This is a genomic window from Puia sp. P3, assembly GCF_050632245.1.
Lineage (GTDB): Bacteria > Bacteroidota > Bacteroidia > Chitinophagales > Chitinophagaceae > Puia.
In genome coordinates this window covers 1-17,354 of sequence record NZ_CP192583.1, presented here as the reverse complement: position 1 = coordinate 17,354, position 17,354 = coordinate 1, and the positions used below count along the sequence as shown (strand labels likewise).

19 protein-coding genes are annotated in these 17,354 nt (G+C 45.0%); 8 read left to right on the top strand and 11 right to left on the bottom strand.

Annotated elements, in window-relative coordinates:
- Window positions 1-84: 84 nt before the first annotated feature.
- On the bottom strand, window positions 85-867 hold the full coding sequence (locus ACQ86N_RS00095) for a hypothetical protein (protein ID WP_431213388.1): 783 nt from the start codon (window positions 865-867) through the stop codon (window positions 85-87).
- A gap of 358 nt (window positions 868-1,225) precedes the next feature.
- Here ACQ86N_RS00095 and ACQ86N_RS00090 point away from each other — a divergent pair, with 358 nt between their 5' ends.
- From ACQ86N_RS00090 to istB (ACQ86N_RS00080), 3 genes are read left to right on the top strand one after another with little or no spacing between them, the layout of a single operon-like run.
- On the top strand, window positions 1,226-1,957 hold the full coding sequence (locus tag ACQ86N_RS00090) for a helix-turn-helix domain-containing protein (protein ID WP_431213387.1): 732 nt from the start codon (window positions 1,226-1,228) through the stop codon (window positions 1,955-1,957).
- Window positions 1,896-2,774, top strand: coding sequence for a Mu transposase domain-containing protein (locus ACQ86N_RS00085; protein ID WP_431213386.1), 879 nt, complete (start codon window positions 1,896-1,898; stop codon window positions 2,772-2,774). The genes ACQ86N_RS00090 and ACQ86N_RS00085 overlap by 62 nt, the downstream gene beginning before the upstream one ends.
- Before the next feature lie 44 nt (window positions 2,775-2,818).
- Entirely contained in the window at window positions 2,819-3,526 is a 708-nt protein-coding gene (gene istB, locus ACQ86N_RS00080) for an IS21-like element helper ATPase IstB (RefSeq protein ID WP_431213385.1), read from the top strand.
- Between the two features lie 668 nt (window positions 3,527-4,194).
- Here istB (ACQ86N_RS00080) and ACQ86N_RS00075 read toward each other — a convergent pair.
- Entirely contained in the window at window positions 4,195-6,102 is a 1,908-nt protein-coding gene (locus ACQ86N_RS00075) for a hypothetical protein (protein ID WP_431213384.1), read from the bottom strand.
- Between the two features lie 1,375 nt (window positions 6,103-7,477).
- Between ACQ86N_RS00075 and ACQ86N_RS00070 the strand changes: the two genes are divergently transcribed.
- From ACQ86N_RS00070 to istB (ACQ86N_RS00060), 3 genes are all read left to right on the top strand, one after another.
- Complete coding sequence (locus ACQ86N_RS00070) at window positions 7,478-8,131, top strand: hypothetical protein (RefSeq protein WP_431213383.1); 654 nt, start codon at window positions 7,478-7,480, stop codon at window positions 8,129-8,131.
- Window positions 8,046-9,050: a Mu transposase domain-containing protein gene (locus ACQ86N_RS00065; RefSeq protein WP_431213382.1), complete on the top strand. Its 1,005-nt coding sequence runs from the start codon at window positions 8,046-8,048 to the stop codon at window positions 9,048-9,050. The genes ACQ86N_RS00070 and ACQ86N_RS00065 overlap by 86 nt, the downstream gene beginning before the upstream one ends.
- Before the next feature lie 62 nt (window positions 9,051-9,112).
- Complete coding sequence (istB, locus tag ACQ86N_RS00060; protein ID WP_431213381.1) at window positions 9,113-9,844, top strand: IS21-like element helper ATPase IstB; 732 nt, start codon at window positions 9,113-9,115, stop codon at window positions 9,842-9,844.
- Window positions 9,845-10,341: 497 nt separating this feature from the next.
- Here istB (ACQ86N_RS00060) and ACQ86N_RS00055 read toward each other — a convergent pair whose 3' ends face one another.
- Window positions 10,342-10,731, bottom strand: a complete 390-nt coding sequence (locus ACQ86N_RS00055; protein ID WP_431213380.1) for a Panacea domain-containing protein — start codon at window positions 10,729-10,731, stop codon at window positions 10,342-10,344.
- 318 nt (window positions 10,732-11,049) lie between these two features.
- On the bottom strand, window positions 11,050-11,211 hold the full coding sequence (locus tag ACQ86N_RS00050; protein ID WP_431213379.1) for a hypothetical protein: 162 nt from the start codon (window positions 11,209-11,211) through the stop codon (window positions 11,050-11,052).
- A 176-nt stretch (window positions 11,212-11,387) separates the two neighbouring features.
- On the opposite strand from ACQ86N_RS00050, the gene ACQ86N_RS00045 reads away from it, so the two are divergent.
- Both ACQ86N_RS00045 and ACQ86N_RS00040 read left to right on the top strand, forming a co-directional pair.
- Window positions 11,388-12,578 carry a hypothetical protein gene (locus tag ACQ86N_RS00045; RefSeq protein WP_431213378.1) on the top strand — a complete coding sequence of 397 codons (1,191 nt, stop codon included), beginning with the start codon at window positions 11,388-11,390 and terminating at the stop codon, window positions 12,576-12,578.
- Window positions 12,579-12,790: 212 nt separating this feature from the next.
- Window positions 12,791-13,489: a helix-turn-helix domain-containing protein gene (locus ACQ86N_RS00040; protein WP_431213377.1), complete on the top strand. Its 699-nt coding sequence runs from the start codon at window positions 12,791-12,793 to the stop codon at window positions 13,487-13,489.
- 136 nt (window positions 13,490-13,625) lie between these two features.
- Here the strand turns inward: ACQ86N_RS00040 and ACQ86N_RS00035 are convergent, their stop codons facing one another.
- From ACQ86N_RS00035 to ACQ86N_RS00005, 7 genes are all read right to left on the bottom strand, one after another.
- The gene (locus tag ACQ86N_RS00035) at window positions 13,626-13,883 is read right to left on the bottom strand and encodes a hypothetical protein (protein ID WP_431213376.1); all 258 of its coding nucleotides are present in this window, start codon (window positions 13,881-13,883) and stop codon (window positions 13,626-13,628) included.
- A gap of 76 nt (window positions 13,884-13,959) precedes the next feature.
- Window positions 13,960-14,547, bottom strand: a complete 588-nt coding sequence (locus ACQ86N_RS00030; protein ID WP_431217914.1) for a restriction endonuclease — start codon at window positions 14,545-14,547, stop codon at window positions 13,960-13,962.
- A 207-nt stretch (window positions 14,548-14,754) separates the two neighbouring features.
- Entirely contained in the window at window positions 14,755-15,489 is a 735-nt protein-coding gene (locus ACQ86N_RS00025; protein ID WP_431213375.1) for an ATP-binding protein, read from the bottom strand.
- Window positions 15,490-15,551: 62 nt separating this feature from the next.
- Window positions 15,552-15,857: a hypothetical protein gene (locus ACQ86N_RS00020; protein WP_431213374.1), complete on the bottom strand. Its 306-nt coding sequence runs from the start codon at window positions 15,855-15,857 to the stop codon at window positions 15,552-15,554.
- The gene (locus tag ACQ86N_RS00015; protein ID WP_431213373.1) at window positions 15,854-16,306 is read right to left on the bottom strand and encodes a Mu transposase domain-containing protein; all 453 of its coding nucleotides are present in this window, start codon (window positions 16,304-16,306) and stop codon (window positions 15,854-15,856) included. The genes ACQ86N_RS00020 and ACQ86N_RS00015 overlap by 4 nt, the downstream gene beginning before the upstream one ends.
- 222 nt (window positions 16,307-16,528) lie before the next feature.
- Window positions 16,529-16,822: a hypothetical protein gene (locus tag ACQ86N_RS00010; protein ID WP_431213372.1), complete on the bottom strand. Its 294-nt coding sequence runs from the start codon at window positions 16,820-16,822 to the stop codon at window positions 16,529-16,531.
- Between the two features lie 8 nt (window positions 16,823-16,830).
- The gene (locus ACQ86N_RS00005; protein ID WP_431213371.1) at window positions 16,831-17,133 is read right to left on the bottom strand and encodes a hypothetical protein; all 303 of its coding nucleotides are present in this window, start codon (window positions 17,131-17,133) and stop codon (window positions 16,831-16,833) included.
- Between the last annotated feature and the right edge of the window lie 221 nt (window positions 17,134-17,354).

Sequence of the window (17,354 nt, the reverse complement as noted above, 5' to 3'; positions counted from 1 at the left end):
TACGCTTTTAATTCTAAGTGCAGTTGAGCTCACATTTGATCGGAAGCCGTAGACGATATAACAACCATTAATCCGCGGGCCGGTTCAATATGCCCTAATTCGTCCTACTGCTGCACGATATAAACCAATCGCCCACCGCCTTGCTCTGGCAGCCAGCCTTTTTACCCAACTTTCCTTTGAAGATATTGGCGCGCCTAAGTCGATTATATAAGCGCCAACCTTTTCAACATCAAGCCAATCGACAACAACTTCGCTAGTTAGCTTCTCTGACAAAGAGCGTTCAAAGTCTCGTTTTAATGAGTTATAATTTCTAATTTCTATTCCGGCGATTCCCCCCTTATACTTTAGCTTCCCGTCATACGTCCGTATTGCAACATCAGGGGTCTTAAACAGCAATGATATAACTTCCAAAGCATAGAATTGAATGTAAGAACTGTATAGAGAGGTCGTATGGACAAAGTTATTGGCCCAGTCATTGACGTGATTTATCATGTCTACGTTGAACGGTAACAAAATCCTAGAATCGGCACGCTTCACTTCATCAGTAATAAATTTCCATGCTTCCTGTGTCACCCGTTTGTTAACCGATCCATTACTGTTCCGTATCTCATAAAACCCTAAACAATTTTTACCATAAATCTCTATGAGCTGCCGTATTTGAAAAATCACCAATGGCTTGACATCCCTCAGGGACAACTCTTCAACGCCATTCCGCTCCTCAATCCAAAACATCGTTCTCACGGCCGACCAAAGATCCATAGTGCTCAAATCCTTTCGTCGTCCTGACTGTCTTTTCCCTTCCGGAATAGACTTCCGAATAATAACTTCATATTCCAAAATCAATTCCTCTAGGTCAATCCCCAACATAACCAATGAGTGCTGGTATCTATGAATATTAACATCCGATATGCTCGACAAAAGGAGCTCTACATATTTTTTTGAGACATATATGCTTTTATGTAGATTCCGGACCATCTTGACCCCCTCATTCCGGACGAACTTAACCCCCGTATTCCGGGCGATGTTGACCCCAATCGGATATTGGAACTAGATCCGGGTTTTTAACCGGTATAAGGCCGAGTTTTTCCGGATCAATTTGACCCCTCGCCGCCGAATTATCCACTGACATTCCGGCGCATGTTGACCCCCCTTTTGGGTCGAGAGTAGAGCGATCAAGGCCGTTTATTGCCCCGTTTGTACACTTGCCTCCTTAAATCTTTTGAGGATGGCAGCTAAAGCGATCGCGATGGAGCAATTAAAGCAGGTCTTGCGTCTGGCCCAGGAAGGGCAGTCGATAAAGGGGATAGCCCGGTTGACGGGTCTTGCCCGCAATACGGTCAGAACCTATCTTGCCCGTGGAATGGAGCAGGGAAGCGATCCTGTGATCCATACGGATGTAGAGCTCGCTGCTCAACTATATGACCAGGATACGTCCGTTTTTAAGAGCATCCGCTATCAGCAACTGCTACAATACCTGGAGGACGTCGATAGGGAGCTGGTGAAAACAGGCGTGACCCGGCAATTGCTTTGGCGGGAGTACCTGGAGCAGCATCCGGATGGCTATGGCTATAGCCAATACTGCTATTACTTGCAACAACTGCTGGCGAAAAAGGATGTGACGATGCACCTGGAATATCAGCCGGGAGAGCAGACCATGGTGGACTTTGCCGGAAAAAAGTATCCTTACGTGGATAAGCAAACAGGTGAATTGCTTATGTGTGAAGTTTTTGTTGCAACGCTGCCTTATAGCGGGCTGATCTTTTGTTATCCCGTTGCTTCGCAGAAAACCGCCGACTTCCTGGACGCCTCCAACCGCATGGTTCATTATGTGGGTGGGCTTACGCAGACCATCCTCTGCGATAATCTGCGGACAGCTGTCACTAAGACCGACCGTTATGAGCCCGGCTTTACCGACCTGTGTTATCAAGCTGAGCGAACATTATGGCACGACCTTTAGCGCTACCCGGCCTGCCAAACCGCGGGACAAGGCCATGGTGGAAAAAGCGGTGAGCCTGGTCTATAGGAATGTTTATGCTCCGCTTCGCCGGCGCGTCTTCGGCTCCATCGAGGAGATCGCGCAGGCCTTCCTGACCCAAGTCAATAAATTGAATTTGCAGCCTTACAAGGGCTCTTCCTTCAGCAGGAGATCCCTGTTCGCCACCTACGAACAGCCCTTACTGCGGGAACTTCCCACGACGCCTTTGTTACTCAAAAAAGGCGTCGTGCTGACTGTCCAACGCAACTACCACATCCAATTACGGGAAGAAGGCCGGTATTATAGTGTACCCTGGCAATATGTAGGCAAGAAGGTCAAGGTATGGTATGATGCCAAAACGGTGGAGGTGTATTGCGATCATGAGCGTATCGCTGTGCATCCCCGCAGCCGCATCGGGCAGGCCTATACTACATTGTTTGAACATATGCCTCCCAATCATCAGCAAGCCCGGGAGATGAAAGGCTGGACCCGGGAGGAGTTACTGATCAAAGCGGCCCGGCTTGGACCGGCTACCGCGCAAGTGGCCGAGAAGATATTAGGCAATAGCATCTACATGGAGCAAAACTACAAGTCCTGTTTTGGAATGCTTATGTTGGAAAAGCGCTTCGGAAAAGATCGGCTGGAAACCGCCTGTTCCCTTGCCCTGACGGGCATGCGGATCAACTATACCCTCATAAAGAATATCCTGCATGCCGGCACCGACAGGCAAATCCCTGCATCCCATCAAAGTCCCCTGCCGACCCATGCCAACATCCGCGGCCCTCAACAGTACCAGTAATCATTTATAGCACACATATGAACACCAACGCCACGTTAGAACAAATGAAAGAGCTGCGGCTCTCCGGAATGGCCCATGCTTACCAGCAGCAACTGGAACTTCCCCTGCACCAGCAACTGGAAGCCCATCATCTCATCGGTCACCTGGTGCAAACCGAACAGTTAAGCCGAAGCCAGGAAAAAACGACCTATTACCTTAAACTCGCCAAACTCCGCCTGCCGGCGATACCACAACAAGTAAACTGCTCAGCGGCAAGGAACCTGACCAAAGAACAGCTCGGTACACTTTTGGAAGGCAATTACCTGGATCAGGGAGAGAACGTACTGGTCACCGGTGCAACCGGATGTGGAAAAAGCTATCTCGCCTGTGCACTCGGGCACCAAGCCTGCCTGCAGGGCAGAAAAACAACCTACTTCAGCATGAACCGGTTTATCGAGAAGATCACGCTGTCCAAATTAGAAGGCAGTTATCTGAAACTGCTCAACCACCTGGAACGCCAGTCCCTGATCATCCTGGACGACTTCGGTCTGCAACCCATGCAACAGGACGTAAAACTGGCACTCCTGCAGATCCTCGAAGAACGGCACGGACGAAAAGCCACCCTCGTTACTTCTCAACTACCCGTAGGCGCATGGCATGAGTACATCAATGAACCTACTATCGCCGATGCCATTCTGGACAGATTGACAGCCGGCGCTCACCGGATCGAATTAAAGGGGGAGTCTCTGAGAAGAAAAAGCAAAGCGAAGTAAAATCTGAAACCTTATTTTTGATCTGCAATAAACGCTCTTTGCCTAGCTGCTCTGAAGACCTTCCAAAGTGGGGGTCAACATCGCCCGGAATACGGGGGTTAAGTTCGCCGGAATTTACACTTTTACGTATAAATTCTGTAACGTGAGCGTTTTTCTTAAATTCTAATCTAAAAATTGCAGCAACAACCCCTCCATTTTGTACTCTTTTCCTTTCAATATTTCACTACTATAACCAATATACCATGAAAGAAAGCTTTTAGTCGCCTGTAAAATCTCGTCCTTCCGTGTATCAATTTTCCAGGGATTAGTCTCCTTTACAAATGTGATATATTCAGGTGCAGCTAAAAAGTACTTTTCCTCCTCCGACACCTGCTTAACATAACTTGGTATAGCCACAAAATAGTATCTTTAATTGTTCGGCATATAATTCGAGAATTCGAGCGTCTTGTATTTGACTTCCTATGCCCAATGCGGAACCGCTGATGGGCATACAGTTTAAATTTTAGCAATCGAAGGTACTGACTACACCATTACTATTCGAAAGAGGATGGACTGACAATTTGTCGCCGTTGCCGCTTAACGAACCAATAGAAAGATTTACATAACTCCCCGGCCTTGCACTTTAGCAAAAACGGTCATCGCCTAGTTGATAACAGATGAAATATAAACTAGGGATATACCCTATAGATAAAATGATAAATAGTTTTAATCTTATTACCACGTTTGTGTTGGGAAACATAATATTCGTAGTCTGAATGCCCAACTTTTTTTACTTGCCAAGAGCCTACTATATATCCGTTTTCCGAATTTTCGACATTCTTTTTATAATCGGATAAAATATCCTTTTTGAGATCGTTGACCATAAAAACATACCCGGTACTTTCAAAATCGGTTAGGTAATCCGCTACTTGGCTGGTCACCCATTTCCGATCTTTCGTATTCCACCATCCCTTGAATTCAATAATATACGTCCGCCCCTTTTTATCCCTCACTCTCAAATCGGTCCGCTTCAACCCATGCGCTCCTTCCGCCTCTATAAAGTGGAACTCGCCGCCGTCGAAATTATTATGAATAAAGTTGCGAAATTCAGATTCATCCTTTGACACTTTTGATTTTAACTCCCGGATAAACTTGTGCTGATCGGATTTTCGTTGCAATGTTTCGATGGCTTGAGCCAGGCGAGGAATAAATTCGGACGTATGGTTCTCCTCCGGCTTAAACATCGGCTCGAATCGATGCGAATTCTCAATAATTAAATACCAAGCCCGGTAGAACCAACCTGCCATCTTTCCTGCCTCTAAATAACCCGATAACAACCCTTTGTCAGTACCGTGTGTCTCTGGAAAACCACTAATCCCCAAAAAAGGACTGACTACAAAATCATAGATAAACCGTTGTTTATCTTCAGCGGCACCAAAAAGCACAGTTTTCTGAGAGAGATATTCCTCTTCGAAGGAATAATAACCTTCTTCGAAGCCATCTGAATATCGTTTCAAATGAATCTGCCATATATCCTCATCACTAATGCCTTTCTCTCGAAAATAGCCAGATTGGATGTTATAATCCAGCAATTCCCAATAGGGCATCAGCGGAAAAGCTTCATGAATGCGTATGCGAAAAGGTGCATTATACCAATGCAAGGGACCAATGTAATTTTCGGGAATTTCATCCTTTGATTTTGGCTGTGGGACCATGTTATAATAGGCATCCAGCACAACCCTGCTTATATTAGGGTGCTGGCTTATCAAGGTTCCTATAAAAGGAACTTGCTCTCTCGGTACCTGCGGCTTCTTATCTTCACGTTGACGCCGCTCTGATTCATATTTATGCAATATTTGGTTGGTCACATTATCACATTGCATAACGAAGGCAAGATCCGTCCAAATTTTCTTTTTCTGCTTATACAATACGATTTCTTCCTCTTTCAACGGCGTCGTCGTAATGATCATCCGGTCTATTTTGGAGACAACCAGGTTTCGCCCGTTGAAGACGATTGGTTTCTGATCTTGATGCATTCCTATAACAAGGTTACACAACTCCTCTTCCCTCAATCCGCTCCTATGATCCCTTTCGGTCTTGTTGTTATGCTGGAATTCGAATACGACATTATATAACCATTCATTCCTTTCTCTCTTAAATATGTCCGGGTGTAAGCCCATTGTCCTGGTGCAATGAAGCAACTGATGTAACACTTGGTATTGTTCTTCGAAATCTTGGATCTGTTTACCGGTTAAAACCTGCAATACATCTCCAAGAAGCTGTGCCACAAAAGTACCCCTCCCAGCAGGAGTATCAAGATCTATACGTTCGGCTTTGGGGAATAAACGGTTAATTATTCCGGAGGAAAAATGCCTTGTCACTACATTAAAGAGTTCCGTTTGCAGGGGCATGAACTTATCTTTCTTAATAATCGCTCCGTTATCAACTAATTTTTTAAATGGATACAAGCGCGTAAATATAGATTTTAGATCTGCATAAACACGCTTCCTATCTCCAACAAGGGGTTGGAATTTGGATAATGGAAACATCTCCAGGAATAAGCCCCGATAACATTGAATCACTAATTCGTTCACCATATGGCAAGAATTTCCTCCAATAAATTTATCAATGATAAATGAAATAGGGATCCGGCATTTCTGAAAAAAGGGGTACCGGTACCGGTTCGCTATCCCCGCCTATCCACCCAAGTAACCGACAAGTTCTCTATCAGCAATATTATGTCAAAATAGGCTTTTTTATCCATTTACACCGTTCCGGCCTGGCGTGGGAGCCTCCTGCTCACCCCAAACGTCCCGATCCCGGCGATCTCCTCTCCGCGGGCGAAAAGTAAAAAATAGCCATCTCAGGGACGGCACGGCCTAGACACTTATGCAATACACCGTAATTCCCTTACCCGGTATAAGGCTCACCTAATTAGTCAGGCCCGGCAGCCATCCAGATATAACTTGCCCCACCGACATACTGCCCCGCTGTCCTTCCATCCGTGCACCTGGCCCGTCATGTCGAAGACTCGCTGCCTTCAACGATCATGCATTTTTTTGAATTCCTATGATAGCTAACCAGCCAATGAAAGCTGAAATTTTCCAATAAGAATTGTTACCGACACTTGTTGGATGGAATACGTTATGTCAAGAATAAGAGACAACCGATATAACATTCTAAATAGTCAAGGACTGACAGTTGCCTCTCTTATCAAGAATACTAATTGTGAAGGTGAAAAATGGCGGGTGACCTTAGTTCTGATAAATGAAGAGAAAGTATTGGCAAAGAGCCGATCGTCGCCCCGCTCGAGGGCTTCGAATTTTACGTTCACTTCTTTGACAATACCGGCCAATAATGCTGAACAAAACAGTCCTGAATATCTTCCGAAATACCAACGGAAGGCCCCAGCAAAGGATATCCTCAACTAATTGCAACCCGCCTACTGCGGAGTTGTAGAAATACCGCCACCGCTTGTATCTGTTTAACGGAAGCATTCGTCCAAGAACGTTTATCCGTTAGCCGAATAACGAGGAAGTGTTGCTCTAACGGCCGCTCATTCATAAACTTCAAAATACCTGATCCATTACTTTGCCAAAACTTAGATAAGACCAATGATTGTCCGCTGTGTCGTAAAAGTGAGTACTTTGCCCGTTTTGTGTATACAAAACGAAGTTCAAGGACAATTAAAGGCAACTATACCGATTTACACGCGGGAGGGCAGAAAATATAAGCCGGTGATTTGATGATAGCGCTATTCTGCATATTCTGGTCTAAAGTGACCCGGTGATTCTGGATCAAAGTGTCCCGGTAGAGGCCCGGGACCCGCTTTGCGATCCTAAAAAGTTTGGAATTCTGATCGAAAGTGACCCACCTTAGCGCCTCGATCCTGCTGACATTCCGGCACAAAGTGACCCACCCGGGTGCGTACATTTTTAACCTTCCAGAGCTTTGGGACTTAAATCCAGAGCTATGGCCAATCGAGTTAAAGAGATGCAAACGGTACGCGCCATTCTTCAGTTGATGCACCGGCAGGTGTCGCTGAACAACATTTCCAAGCAATTACATCTTGCCCGGCGGACAGTGAGAAAATATGCGAAGATCGCCCGGCATTCTTCCTATCCGCTTGATGAGCTACTGGCATTGGATGATCCGTCTTTATGCGCGGTCATGTATCCGCCTGCGGCGCCGGTAGCGCCGGACATCAACAGCCGGTGTGCCTATTTTCTATCCCGAATGCAGTATTATGCCGAAGAGCTGAAGCGAAGGGGAGTGACCCGGCAGTTGCTGTGGAAGGAATACCAGCAGGATTATCCCGTGGGCTATTCTTATTCTCAGTTTTGCCATCTGCTGGCGCAGCATCAGCGGATTAAACAGGCTACGATGCATTTTGAGCACCAGCCGGCAGATAAGACCCTGCTGGATTTTGCCGGTGGCAAAATGCATTATACGGACCCGGAAACCGGGGAAGTGAAGGCTGTTCCTGTATTGATCTGCGTGCTGCCATTCAGTGGTTATAGTTATGCCATAGCGTTGGCCGATGCCACCTTACCGCAGCTCGGCAAAAGGCCTGAACAAATGTGTCGCATGGTTCGGCGGCGTCACCCGGTATGCCAAGTTCGATAACCTGGCGCAGGTGGTCAAAAGGAGTTGCCGGTATGAGCCCATTTTTACCGAGATGATCCAACAATGGGCCATGTACTATGGGATCGGGCTATTGGCTGCGCGCGTTCGCAAGCCCAGAGATAAGCCACACGTGGAGAATGAGGTAAAACTGGTCTACCAGCGGATCTATGCACCGCTGCGGGACAGGGTGTTCTTTAGCCTGGCTGAACTCAATGCTGCTATTGAAGGGCAGCTTCACCAGCATCATAACGAACCCTTCCGGCAAGAGACCTTTAACCGTCGGCAATTGTTCGAGTCACAGGAGAAGCCATTGCTGGCCGCACTTCCTGCCACCTTGTACGAGTTGAAGCACAAGGTCCAGGCGAAAGTATGCCAGGACTACCACGTCATTCTGGGAGAAGACTGGCATCACTATAGCGTTCCCTATCAATACATCGGCAAGCAGCTGGATGTTATCTACGACACCGATACGGTTGAAATTTATCATCTTCACCAGCGAGTGGCACTACATCGCAGGAGCTTTAAGCGACGGGGATGGACGACCCTGAAAGAACATATGCCGGAAGCCCATCAGAAAATACACGAGCAGCGTGGCTGGAACAAAGATGATTTTTTGAAAAAAGCAGCCACCATCGGCCCGGATACCCACGCCTTCCTGGAAGCTCTTTTTCAATCACGCACCTTTACCGAACAATGCTTCCAAGCTTCCCTGGGCGTTATGCGCCTGGCTAAGATCTATGGCCCCAAGCGGCTGGAAGCCGCCTGCAGAAGAGCTATTGCTTTTGGTACGTATACCTACCGGATCATCCACACCATCTTGCATAACAACGTGGATAAGGAAGAGCTGCCAACTGTTCAAGGCAATCTTTTCCAGATACCGGAGCATGAAAATGTTCGGGGAAGTGATGCTTACGGATAGCCGTTACATACAATGCAGCCAGGATCAGCAAGCTTTATTTATTTATCAATTAATCAATTTTTATGAACACCCAACACACGGTAGATCAGCTCCAGGAGCTTAAACTACATGGCATGGCCAGGGCTTATGAAGCCATCACCAGCCAACCCGTTCACCTGCATCCGGAAGCCCACGAAATGGTGGCCATGCTGACGGAAGCAGAACTGCAATCGAAACTACATTACCGGACCCAGCTGTTCCTGCGGCTGGCCCGTCTGCGATACGCCGTCTTGCCGGAACAGATCCAATGTTCTGTCGGACGCAATCTAACCAGGGAACAGTTGCTGCTGCTCTGCGAAGGTGCTTTTATCCGCAATGGAGAAACGGTCCTGATTACCGGCGCCACCGGCTCCGGCAAGAGCTATCTGGCCTGCGCCCTGGGACGACAAGCCTGCATCCTGGGCTATAAAACGCTCTACTACTCAATGAGCCGCTTTCTGGAAACGCTGGCTACCTCCCGAGTGGAAGGCTCCTACGTCAAGCTATTAAACTTGCTGGCCCGAATGCCGGTATTGATCTTCGACGACTTTGGTCTGCAAGAGCTTGATCACCCCGCCAAACTGGCCCTCTTACAGATATTGGAAGACCGGTACAGTAAAGGAGCGACGATCATTACCTCCCAATTGCCGATCAAAAAATGGTATGATTACCTCAATGACGCTACCCTGGCCGACGCTATCATGGACAGATTGTCAGCCAGGGTCCATAAAATAGATTTGAAAGGAGAATCACTACGAAAAGACAAAACGAATTAACTTTATCATCTACGCACCCACCGGTGGGACACTTTGCTTCAGAACAACCGGGTCACTTTACTTCAGAATCTGCACTATTCTTTTTCTTTGAAATATTTGCCAAGGTATCCAGCTATTATGGCCCCAATGGTTCCATGTACGAAGAACTCGTCGATCTTGGTATTTTGCTCTTCGGTTAACCATTGCCAGCAATGAGGCGTGACTAAAGCATATACCCGTATAAGAATTATGATAATAATAATGGCAAAACTAACCACGAGAAGCACTCTTTTGCAGGCATGAATAGTGGCATTCATTTTATTCGCTCTATCCATTTCGGATAAAAGCGCCTGCTGTTCCTTTTCTTCTTTTTTACCGGTTTGTGGTTGCGGGGGTTGCTAATTCTTGAAACATCAATTGGATGTTGCTCCATTGACAGCCGGGTTGAGTTTAGTTTTATAATGCTCCTTAATTAGGTCATTTCCAATTACTACTGAGTTATATTTGCTACCCCTTTTTCATTCCATGTAATAAACCACGGAGTACCAGCTTTCGTGCGTAAGCGCCGAAAGCTGCAAACCATTAAATTTCCCATATATCTCCCAAATCTTATCTAAAAAAGGATATATGGTTTTGTCTGCCGGAAAGGGGACATTATTTGCAGAATCTACAAAATATGCTGTAACGGGGCCGCTGCCGTATTTTTTAGTCTCCTGATAAACGCTTTTCACGACCGGGCCGTATTTCCACGCCTGAACCGCTTCGTTAAGCAACGAATTGCCCGTCAACGCTAAATAAAACCCATGAGAGATATACACCAGCTTTATTAATTTCATGGAAGTCAATTCTTCTCCGCTATCAATCGATTTACGGATGAAATAATTGGCAATGGCGAGCGGATTCTCCATATAAAAATTAATTTAAGGACTTACGTACACAGGTTTAATGCAAAAATCAGACTAATCGTCCATTCGGATTGCATGCCTACGCAAAAATACTAATAAAATTAGTACCATTGTCAAGCTTTTTTGCAAATATCAATATAAAAATTGGGTTGTTTACGCTTTTTACCGGAAATCACAATAAATAGTTTTGCACTTTATTTAATCGTTATCCACATAGAAATAATGAAAATACTAGGAGATTTTTCACCAATTGTCATTGTCAGCTCCCCCACATTTCGCCCCCAAAGTATTAATAAATATACGTCTGACTCGCCAATCCATCTATTTATAACTAAGAGTTGGGATTCGTCGCCGGCTGAAAAATAGTTCCATCCCGGCAGGCATATACCCTGGAGATAATACAGCTTCTACTGTCACTTTTCGTTCTTCTCGCAAATCAGAAAATATCGAAGGAACAATCGCTTGTAACTTTTTATCTTTCATAGCGACCACGTTTACATATGATTGAGACCACGAACAAATTCGATTTTGACTTATAGATTGTAAAAAAGAAAAAATAAGTGTAAACACTTATTTTTCTGACCGACTATTTCTTTTCATTGATATTTTGTATTACTTGTGAAATTTATATTAAATAATTCCCCTTAACCATTAACTCTATGTATTCAGAAACTGATAAAGAAGGTTTTTTTAACGCGGTAGAGTCGCTAAAGAAATATCGAAGAGCAGACTTGGTCGATGAAAAAGGAAGAAATTTATTAGAGAAGCTTTACACTGATCTCCTACCAGATGATTATATCCTTAAGAAATCACTGAAGGACCATACTACTTATTTGGTCGGAAGAAAAGGTACTGGCAAGTCAACAATCTTTCTAAGAATAGAGCAAGAATTAAGAAAATCAAGTCAATATTTGCCATGTTATATTGACGTTAAGACAGTCTATGAATCAGCTCAAACTGAGTATCTAAATCTAGATTATCTATCTGATTACTTGGAGCCGAAATCACTGCAAAAATACTTGATTGAAAGAAGCTTCTTGCAAAGTGTTCTTAAGCGATTAATTGAAGAAGTTGAATTAAAATATGCGGGATTTTACGAAAAGTTACTTAAGGCATTGGGAAGAGATAAAGAACGGAAGGCTAAAAATAAATTATCTGTATTGAAGCAAAAGATTGAGGACAATGAAATTTTAAAAGAAATTGAAATTCCAATTATAAAAAGCATCTCAAACATTGAACGAAATGCCAATATTAGGAAGAAGGTGAAGGGAGGGGATGAATCCAAATCAGAGTTGAAAGGAAATATATCTAAGAAAGGGGTGACGGTTTCTCTTAAAAACGAAACCAAACATTTAGACAAAGAGACTACGTCTAATTCTATTGAGAACGAACAAAATTTCTCTTCAATATTTTTGCAAGTCTTTCAAATCAAATCTTTCATATCTGACATTAAGGAGATTTTACAGGATCTAAAAGTTAAGCACATAGTGGTATTGTTGGATGATTTTTCAGAAATTGAAGATCAAGCGATAGAGACGTTTGTAGAGGTACTTTTGGCTCCCTTAAACAATTGGTCTGATGAATTCATAAAATTTAAAGTGGCGGCGTATCCTAATCGAGTCTACTATGGAAAGATCGATCCGACAAAAATTGACACTATTAATTTAGATTTCTATAGCCTTTACTCTGATTTTGACAGAAATAGAATGGAGGAAGGCGCAATCGACTTTACAAAAAGACTTCTCGAAAAAAGAATTTCCTATTTCACAAAAAAGCCCCTGGGGAGTTTTTTGATCTATCCAAATCGACTATCGAAGAATATTACGAGCTTCTTTTTCAAAGCTCAATGAACGTTCCTCGAATTATAGGTTACATTTTATCCTATTGCTACCAAAGTAAAATAATTTATGATAAAAAGATATTAAAGGTAGACATAGAGTCTGCTGCTCAGAAATATTACGAAGATAAGATTGAGCCATTTTTCCATAAGACGACCTATTCCCTTTTGTCGCTGAACGAAAAAATTGATATACTTCAATTACGGGAGTTATTATTTAAAATCGTGAATAAGCTAAACGAAAACAAAAGGAAGATATCTACAAATGAGCTTTATGGAGAATCATATTTGTCAGGACAACCTTATGCAAGCCATTTTCATTTTTTACCAGATTTAGAAAATTTTATAAGAACTCTGGAACTTAACTATTTTATCAGTAAATATGGAGAAATGAGTGATAAAGATGGTGTACAAGTTTCAATCTATTGCATAAACTATGGATTAGCCACTAAAAGCAACTTATTATGGGGTAAGGCGAAGGGTAAAAAATATAGAAAATACTTCATCGCAAGGCCTTTTAATTTTAGTGCGCTAATAAAGGAATTCTTAGCAGTAACAAAAGTTATTCACTGCAGCAATATTGAATGCAATCAGAAATTTACTCAAGACCAAATAAAATTTCTTGAGTTTGCCAATTTTCGGTGTAATAAGTGTAGCAGCCCAGTTGTAATTGAAAGCATTTCTACCGAAATTCAAAATCAATTAAAGCAGATTGAAACGAAGGACCTATTAGCTCCTGAGGATATTGACATCATTATGGAGTTAGCAAGTCGCGAAAATGCTATGGTTGCAAGGGAGATTGCGGAGGAGCTTGATATGTCCTCTCAATCGATCGGCCAAAAAAACAAAATGCTGGACCTAAAAAAGGGATTGGTTAAACGAAACAAAAAGGGAAAAAGACAATCCCATATTCATACGAATTAACGGAATTAGGTAAAAAAATGTACAAGCCGCAGTAATGTTACTGAACAGCATATCAGAGGATGACTCAAACAATCAAGGCAGCATTTCTACTGCCCTATCAACTTTAGTCGAGAAAGTTGAATAAAAGTCTAACCTGTCATCCGACTTTGACGCCCACTTCCAGCAAGCGCTTGAACATCCCGTCGAACGATATCCAGTTTCGGATGAACCCCATCGTTCTAGGAACCGGCTCGCTTCTCTTCAGTTCATCAAGTATTAATGCCACCACCCCAGGATTCGAAGCCGACACCTCTTGCACAGCAACATAATCGATCGCTATCCGACCCAAAACCTCTGCAGCTAGCTGAAAGGCTTGTAACCCATCTTTGCCAAAGGTAGGAAAAAGTGACATCATTGCTAACTTTTTTAGCCTCTTAAAATGAACAAAAAAGTCCTACATAGTTATGGCGACGCAAGAAGTGTTTTTAAAGTCAGAACCGACATCCTCCCCTCGTCCATTTTCGAAGAAGGTAGATCGTCTTTTCCGGCCAATTTGAGCCTAAATTTTCATTGAGCAATTTTGCAAGCGCCTCGTTGTCAAACAATTCAATATTATTCCTAGAAACTACTCGTTCTCTAACTTTCTTTGAAAAACCGGAAGAAGTAGCAATTACACCCTTTGTAGCTTTCAATTCGTCAATTTTGTCGCTGGCTCTTTGAAATATGTCAACGCCGACGCTAGTTCTGCGGTTATTACAAAATACTCCAATAACCTGCTTATCGCCGGGATTATCTCTTGATGCTATGATTAACACGTCACCTTTATCTGATGCCTTATTCAACGCAATTTCGAATCCCATTTTCTCATATAGCTCAGCGACAAGGCATCCAAATTCGGTCAAGTTTAGATTGCCAAGGACTTGTCTCGGGTGTGCGCGATCGCAATATCTCGCCTCTACAATATCCTTGGCATCCTCCATCCCGTCGATAAGCTCTTCAGGTAAGAATTGCCGATGCGCATCAATATAATTCGTTATCGTTTCGACGGCTTTTGTCGGACGATCGGGAAGCAAGTCCATCACCCAAGTAATTCCCTCCCATGGCAATTTATAAATTATACACCTTCGAACCAACTCGCTCTCATTTAGCCATTTTGCCTGTTCGACGTCCGACAGCGAATAGAAGCGCTTCCTTATCGAAATATCGACTGAATGCAGATTCTGAAGTAAAGTGACCCGGTTGTTCTGGATCAAAGTGTCCCACCGGTGGGTGCGTAGATGATAAAGTTAATTCGTTTTGTCTTTTCGTAGTGATTCTCCTTTCAAATCTATTTTATGGACCCCGGCTGACAATCTGTCCATGATAGCGTCGGCCAGGGTAGCGTCATTGAGGTAATCATACCATTTTTTGATCGGCAATTGGGAGGTAATGATCGTCGCTCCTTTACTGTACCGGTCTTCCAATATCTGTAAGAGGGCCAGTTTGGCGGGGTGATCAAGCTCTTGCAGACCAAAGTCGTCGAAGATCAATACCGGCATTCGGGCCAGCAAGTTTAATAGCTTGACGTAGGAGCCTTCCACTCGGGAGGTAGCCAGCGTTTCCAGAAAGCGGCTCATTGAGTAGTAGAGCGTTTTATAGCCCAGGATGCAGGCTTGTCGTCCCAGGGCGCAGGCCAGATAGCTCTTTGCCGGAGCCGGTGGCGCCGCGTAATCAGGACCGTTTCTCCACTGCGGATAAAAGCACCTTCGCAGAGCAGCAGCAACTGTTCCCCTGGTTAGATTACGTCCGACAGAACATTGGATCTGTTCCGGCAAGACGGCGTATCGCAGACGGGCCAGCCGCAGGAACAGCTGGGTCCGGTAATGTAGTTTCGATTGCAGTTCTGCTTCCGTCAGCATGGCCACCATTTCGTGGGCTTCCGGATGCAGGTGAACGGGTTGGCTGGTGATGGCTTCATAAGCCCTGGCCATGCCATGTAGTTTAAGCTCCTGGAGCTGATCTACCGTGTGTTGGGTGTTCATAAAAATTGATTAATTGATAAATAAATAAAGCTTGCTGATCCTGGCTGCATTGCATGTAACGGCTATCCGTAAGCATCACTTCCCCGAACATTTTCATGCTCCGGTATCTGGAAAAGATTGCCTTGAACAGTTGGCAGCTCTTCCTTATCCACGTTGTTATGCAAGATGGTGTGGATGATCCGGTAGGTATACGTACCAAAAGCAATAGCTCTTCTGCAGGCGGCTTCCAGCCGCTTGGGGCCATAGATCTTAGCCAGGCGCATAACGCCCAGGGAAGCCTGGAAGCATTGTTCGGTAAAGGTGCGTGATTGAAAAAGAGCTTCCAGGAAGGCGTGGGTATCCGGGCCGATGGTGGCTGCTTTTTTCAAAAATCATCTTTGTTCCAGCCACGCTGCTCGTGTATTTTCTGATGGGCTTCCGGCATATGTTCTTTCAGGGTCGTCCATCCCCGTCGCTTAAAGCTCCTGCGATGTAGTGCCACTCGCTGGTGAAGATGATAAATTTCAACCGTATCGGTGTCGTAGATAACATCCAGCTGCTTGCCGATGTATTGATAGGGAACGCTATAGTGATGCCAGTCTTCTCCCAGAATGACGTGGTAGTCCTGGCATACTTTCGCCTGGACCTTGTGCTTCAACTCATGTACAAGGTGGCGGGAAAGTGCGGCCAGCAACGGCTTCTCCTGTGACTCGAACAATTGCCGACGGTTAAAGGTCTCTTGCCGGAAGGGTTCGTTATGATGCTGGTGAAGCTGCCCTTCAATAGCAGCATTGAGTTCAGCCAGGCTAAAAGAACACCCTGTCCCGCAGCGGTGCATAGATCCTGCTGGTAGACCAGTTTTACCTCATTCTCCACGTGTGGCTTATCTCTGGGCTTGCGAACGCGCGCAGCCAATAGCCCTGATCCCATAGTACATGGCCCATTGTTGGATCATCTCGGTAAAAATGGGCTCATACCGGCAACTCCTTTTGACCACCTGCGCGCAGGTTATCGAACTTGGCATACCGGGTGACGCCGCCGAACCATGCGACACATTTGTTCAGGCCTTTGCCGCCAAGCGGTGTAAGGTGGCATCGGCCAACGCTATGGCATAACTATAACCACTTCGAATGGCAGCACGCAGATCAATACAGGAACAGCCTTCACTTCCCCGGTTTCCGGAGTCTGTATAATGCATTTTGCCACCGGCAAAATCCAGCAGGGTCTTATCTGCCGGCTGGTGCTCAAAATGCATCGTAGCCTGTTTAATCCGCTGATGCTGCGCCAGCAGATGGCAAAACTGAGAATAAGAATAGCCCACGGGATAATCCTGCTGGTATTCCTTCCACAGCAACTGCCGGGTCACTCCCTTCGCTTCAGCTCTTCGGCATAATACTGCATTCGGGATAGAAAATAGGCACACCGGCTGCTGATGTCCGGCGCTACCGGCGCCGCAGGCGGGTACATGACCGCGCATAAAGACGGATCATCCAATGCCAGTAGCTCATCCAGCGGATAGGAAGAATGCCGGGCGATCTTCGCATATTTTCTCACTGTCCGCCGGGCAAGATGTAATTGCTTGGAAATGTTGTTCAGCGACACCTGCCGGTGCATCAACTGAAGAATGGCGCGTACCGTTTGCATCTCTTTAACTCGATTGGCCATAGCTCTGGATTTAGGTCCCAAAGCTCTGGAAGGTTAAAAATGTACGCACCCGGGTGGGTCACTTTGTGCCGGAATGTCAGCAGGATCGAGGCGCTAAGTTGGGTCACTTTCGATCAGAATTCCAAACTTTTTAGGATCGCAAAGCGGGTCCCAGGCCTCTATCGGGACACTTTGATCCAGAATCACCGGGTCACTTTAGACCAGAATATGCAACTGAAAGG

Bases quoted from the DNA above. Each gene is read 5' to 3' on its own strand.
- ACQ86N_RS00030 (WP_431217914.1), bottom strand. From the start codon at position 14,547: ATGGACTTGCTTCCCGATCGTCCGACAAAAGCCGTCGAAACGATAACG.
- ACQ86N_RS00090 (WP_431213387.1), top strand. From the start codon at position 1,226: ATGGCAGCTAAAGCGATCGCGATGGAGCAATTAAAGCAGGTCTTGCGT.
- ACQ86N_RS00075 (WP_431213384.1), bottom strand. From the start codon at position 6,102: ATGGTGAACGAATTAGTGATTCAATGTTATCGGGGCTTATTCCTGGAG.
- ACQ86N_RS00025 (WP_431213375.1), bottom strand. From the start codon at position 15,489: ATGAACACCCAACACACGGTAGATCAGCTCCAGGAGCTTAAACTACAT.
- ACQ86N_RS00095 (WP_431213388.1), bottom strand. From the start codon at position 867: ATGTTGGGGATTGACCTAGAGGAATTGATTTTGGAATATGAAGTTATT.
- istB (WP_431213381.1), top strand. From the start codon at position 9,113: ATGAACACCCAACACACGGTAGATCAGCTCCAGGAGCTTAAACTACAT.
- ACQ86N_RS00085 (WP_431213386.1), top strand. From the start codon at position 1,896: ATGAGCCCGGCTTTACCGACCTGTGTTATCAAGCTGAGCGAACATTAT.
- ACQ86N_RS00015 (WP_431213373.1), bottom strand. From the start codon at position 16,306: ATGCACCGCTGCGGGACAGGGTGTTCTTTTAGCCTGGCTGAACTCAAT.
- ACQ86N_RS00055 (WP_431213380.1), bottom strand. From the start codon at position 10,731: ATGGAGAATCCGCTCGCCATTGCCAATTATTTCATCCGTAAATCGATT.
- ACQ86N_RS00035 (WP_431213376.1), bottom strand. From the start codon at position 13,883: ATGATGTCACTTTTTCCTACCTTTGGCAAAGATGGGTTACAAGCCTTT.
- ACQ86N_RS00070 (WP_431213383.1), top strand. From the start codon at position 7,478: ATGGCCAATCGAGTTAAAGAGATGCAAACGGTACGCGCCATTCTTCAG.
- ACQ86N_RS00050 (WP_431213379.1), bottom strand. From the start codon at position 11,211: ATGAAAGATAAAAAGTTACAAGCGATTGTTCCTTCGATATTTTCTGAT.
- ACQ86N_RS00005 (WP_431213371.1), bottom strand. From the start codon at position 17,133: ATGGCCAATCGAGTTAAAGAGATGCAAACGGTACGCGCCATTCTTCAG.
- ACQ86N_RS00045 (WP_431213378.1), top strand. From the start codon at position 11,388: ATGTATTCAGAAACTGATAAAGAAGGTTTTTTTAACGCGGTAGAGTCG.
- istB (WP_431213385.1), top strand. From the start codon at position 2,819: ATGAAAGAGCTGCGGCTCTCCGGAATGGCCCATGCTTACCAGCAGCAA.
- ACQ86N_RS00065 (WP_431213382.1), top strand. From the start codon at position 8,046: ATGCCACCTTACCGCAGCTCGGCAAAAGGCCTGAACAAATGTGTCGCA.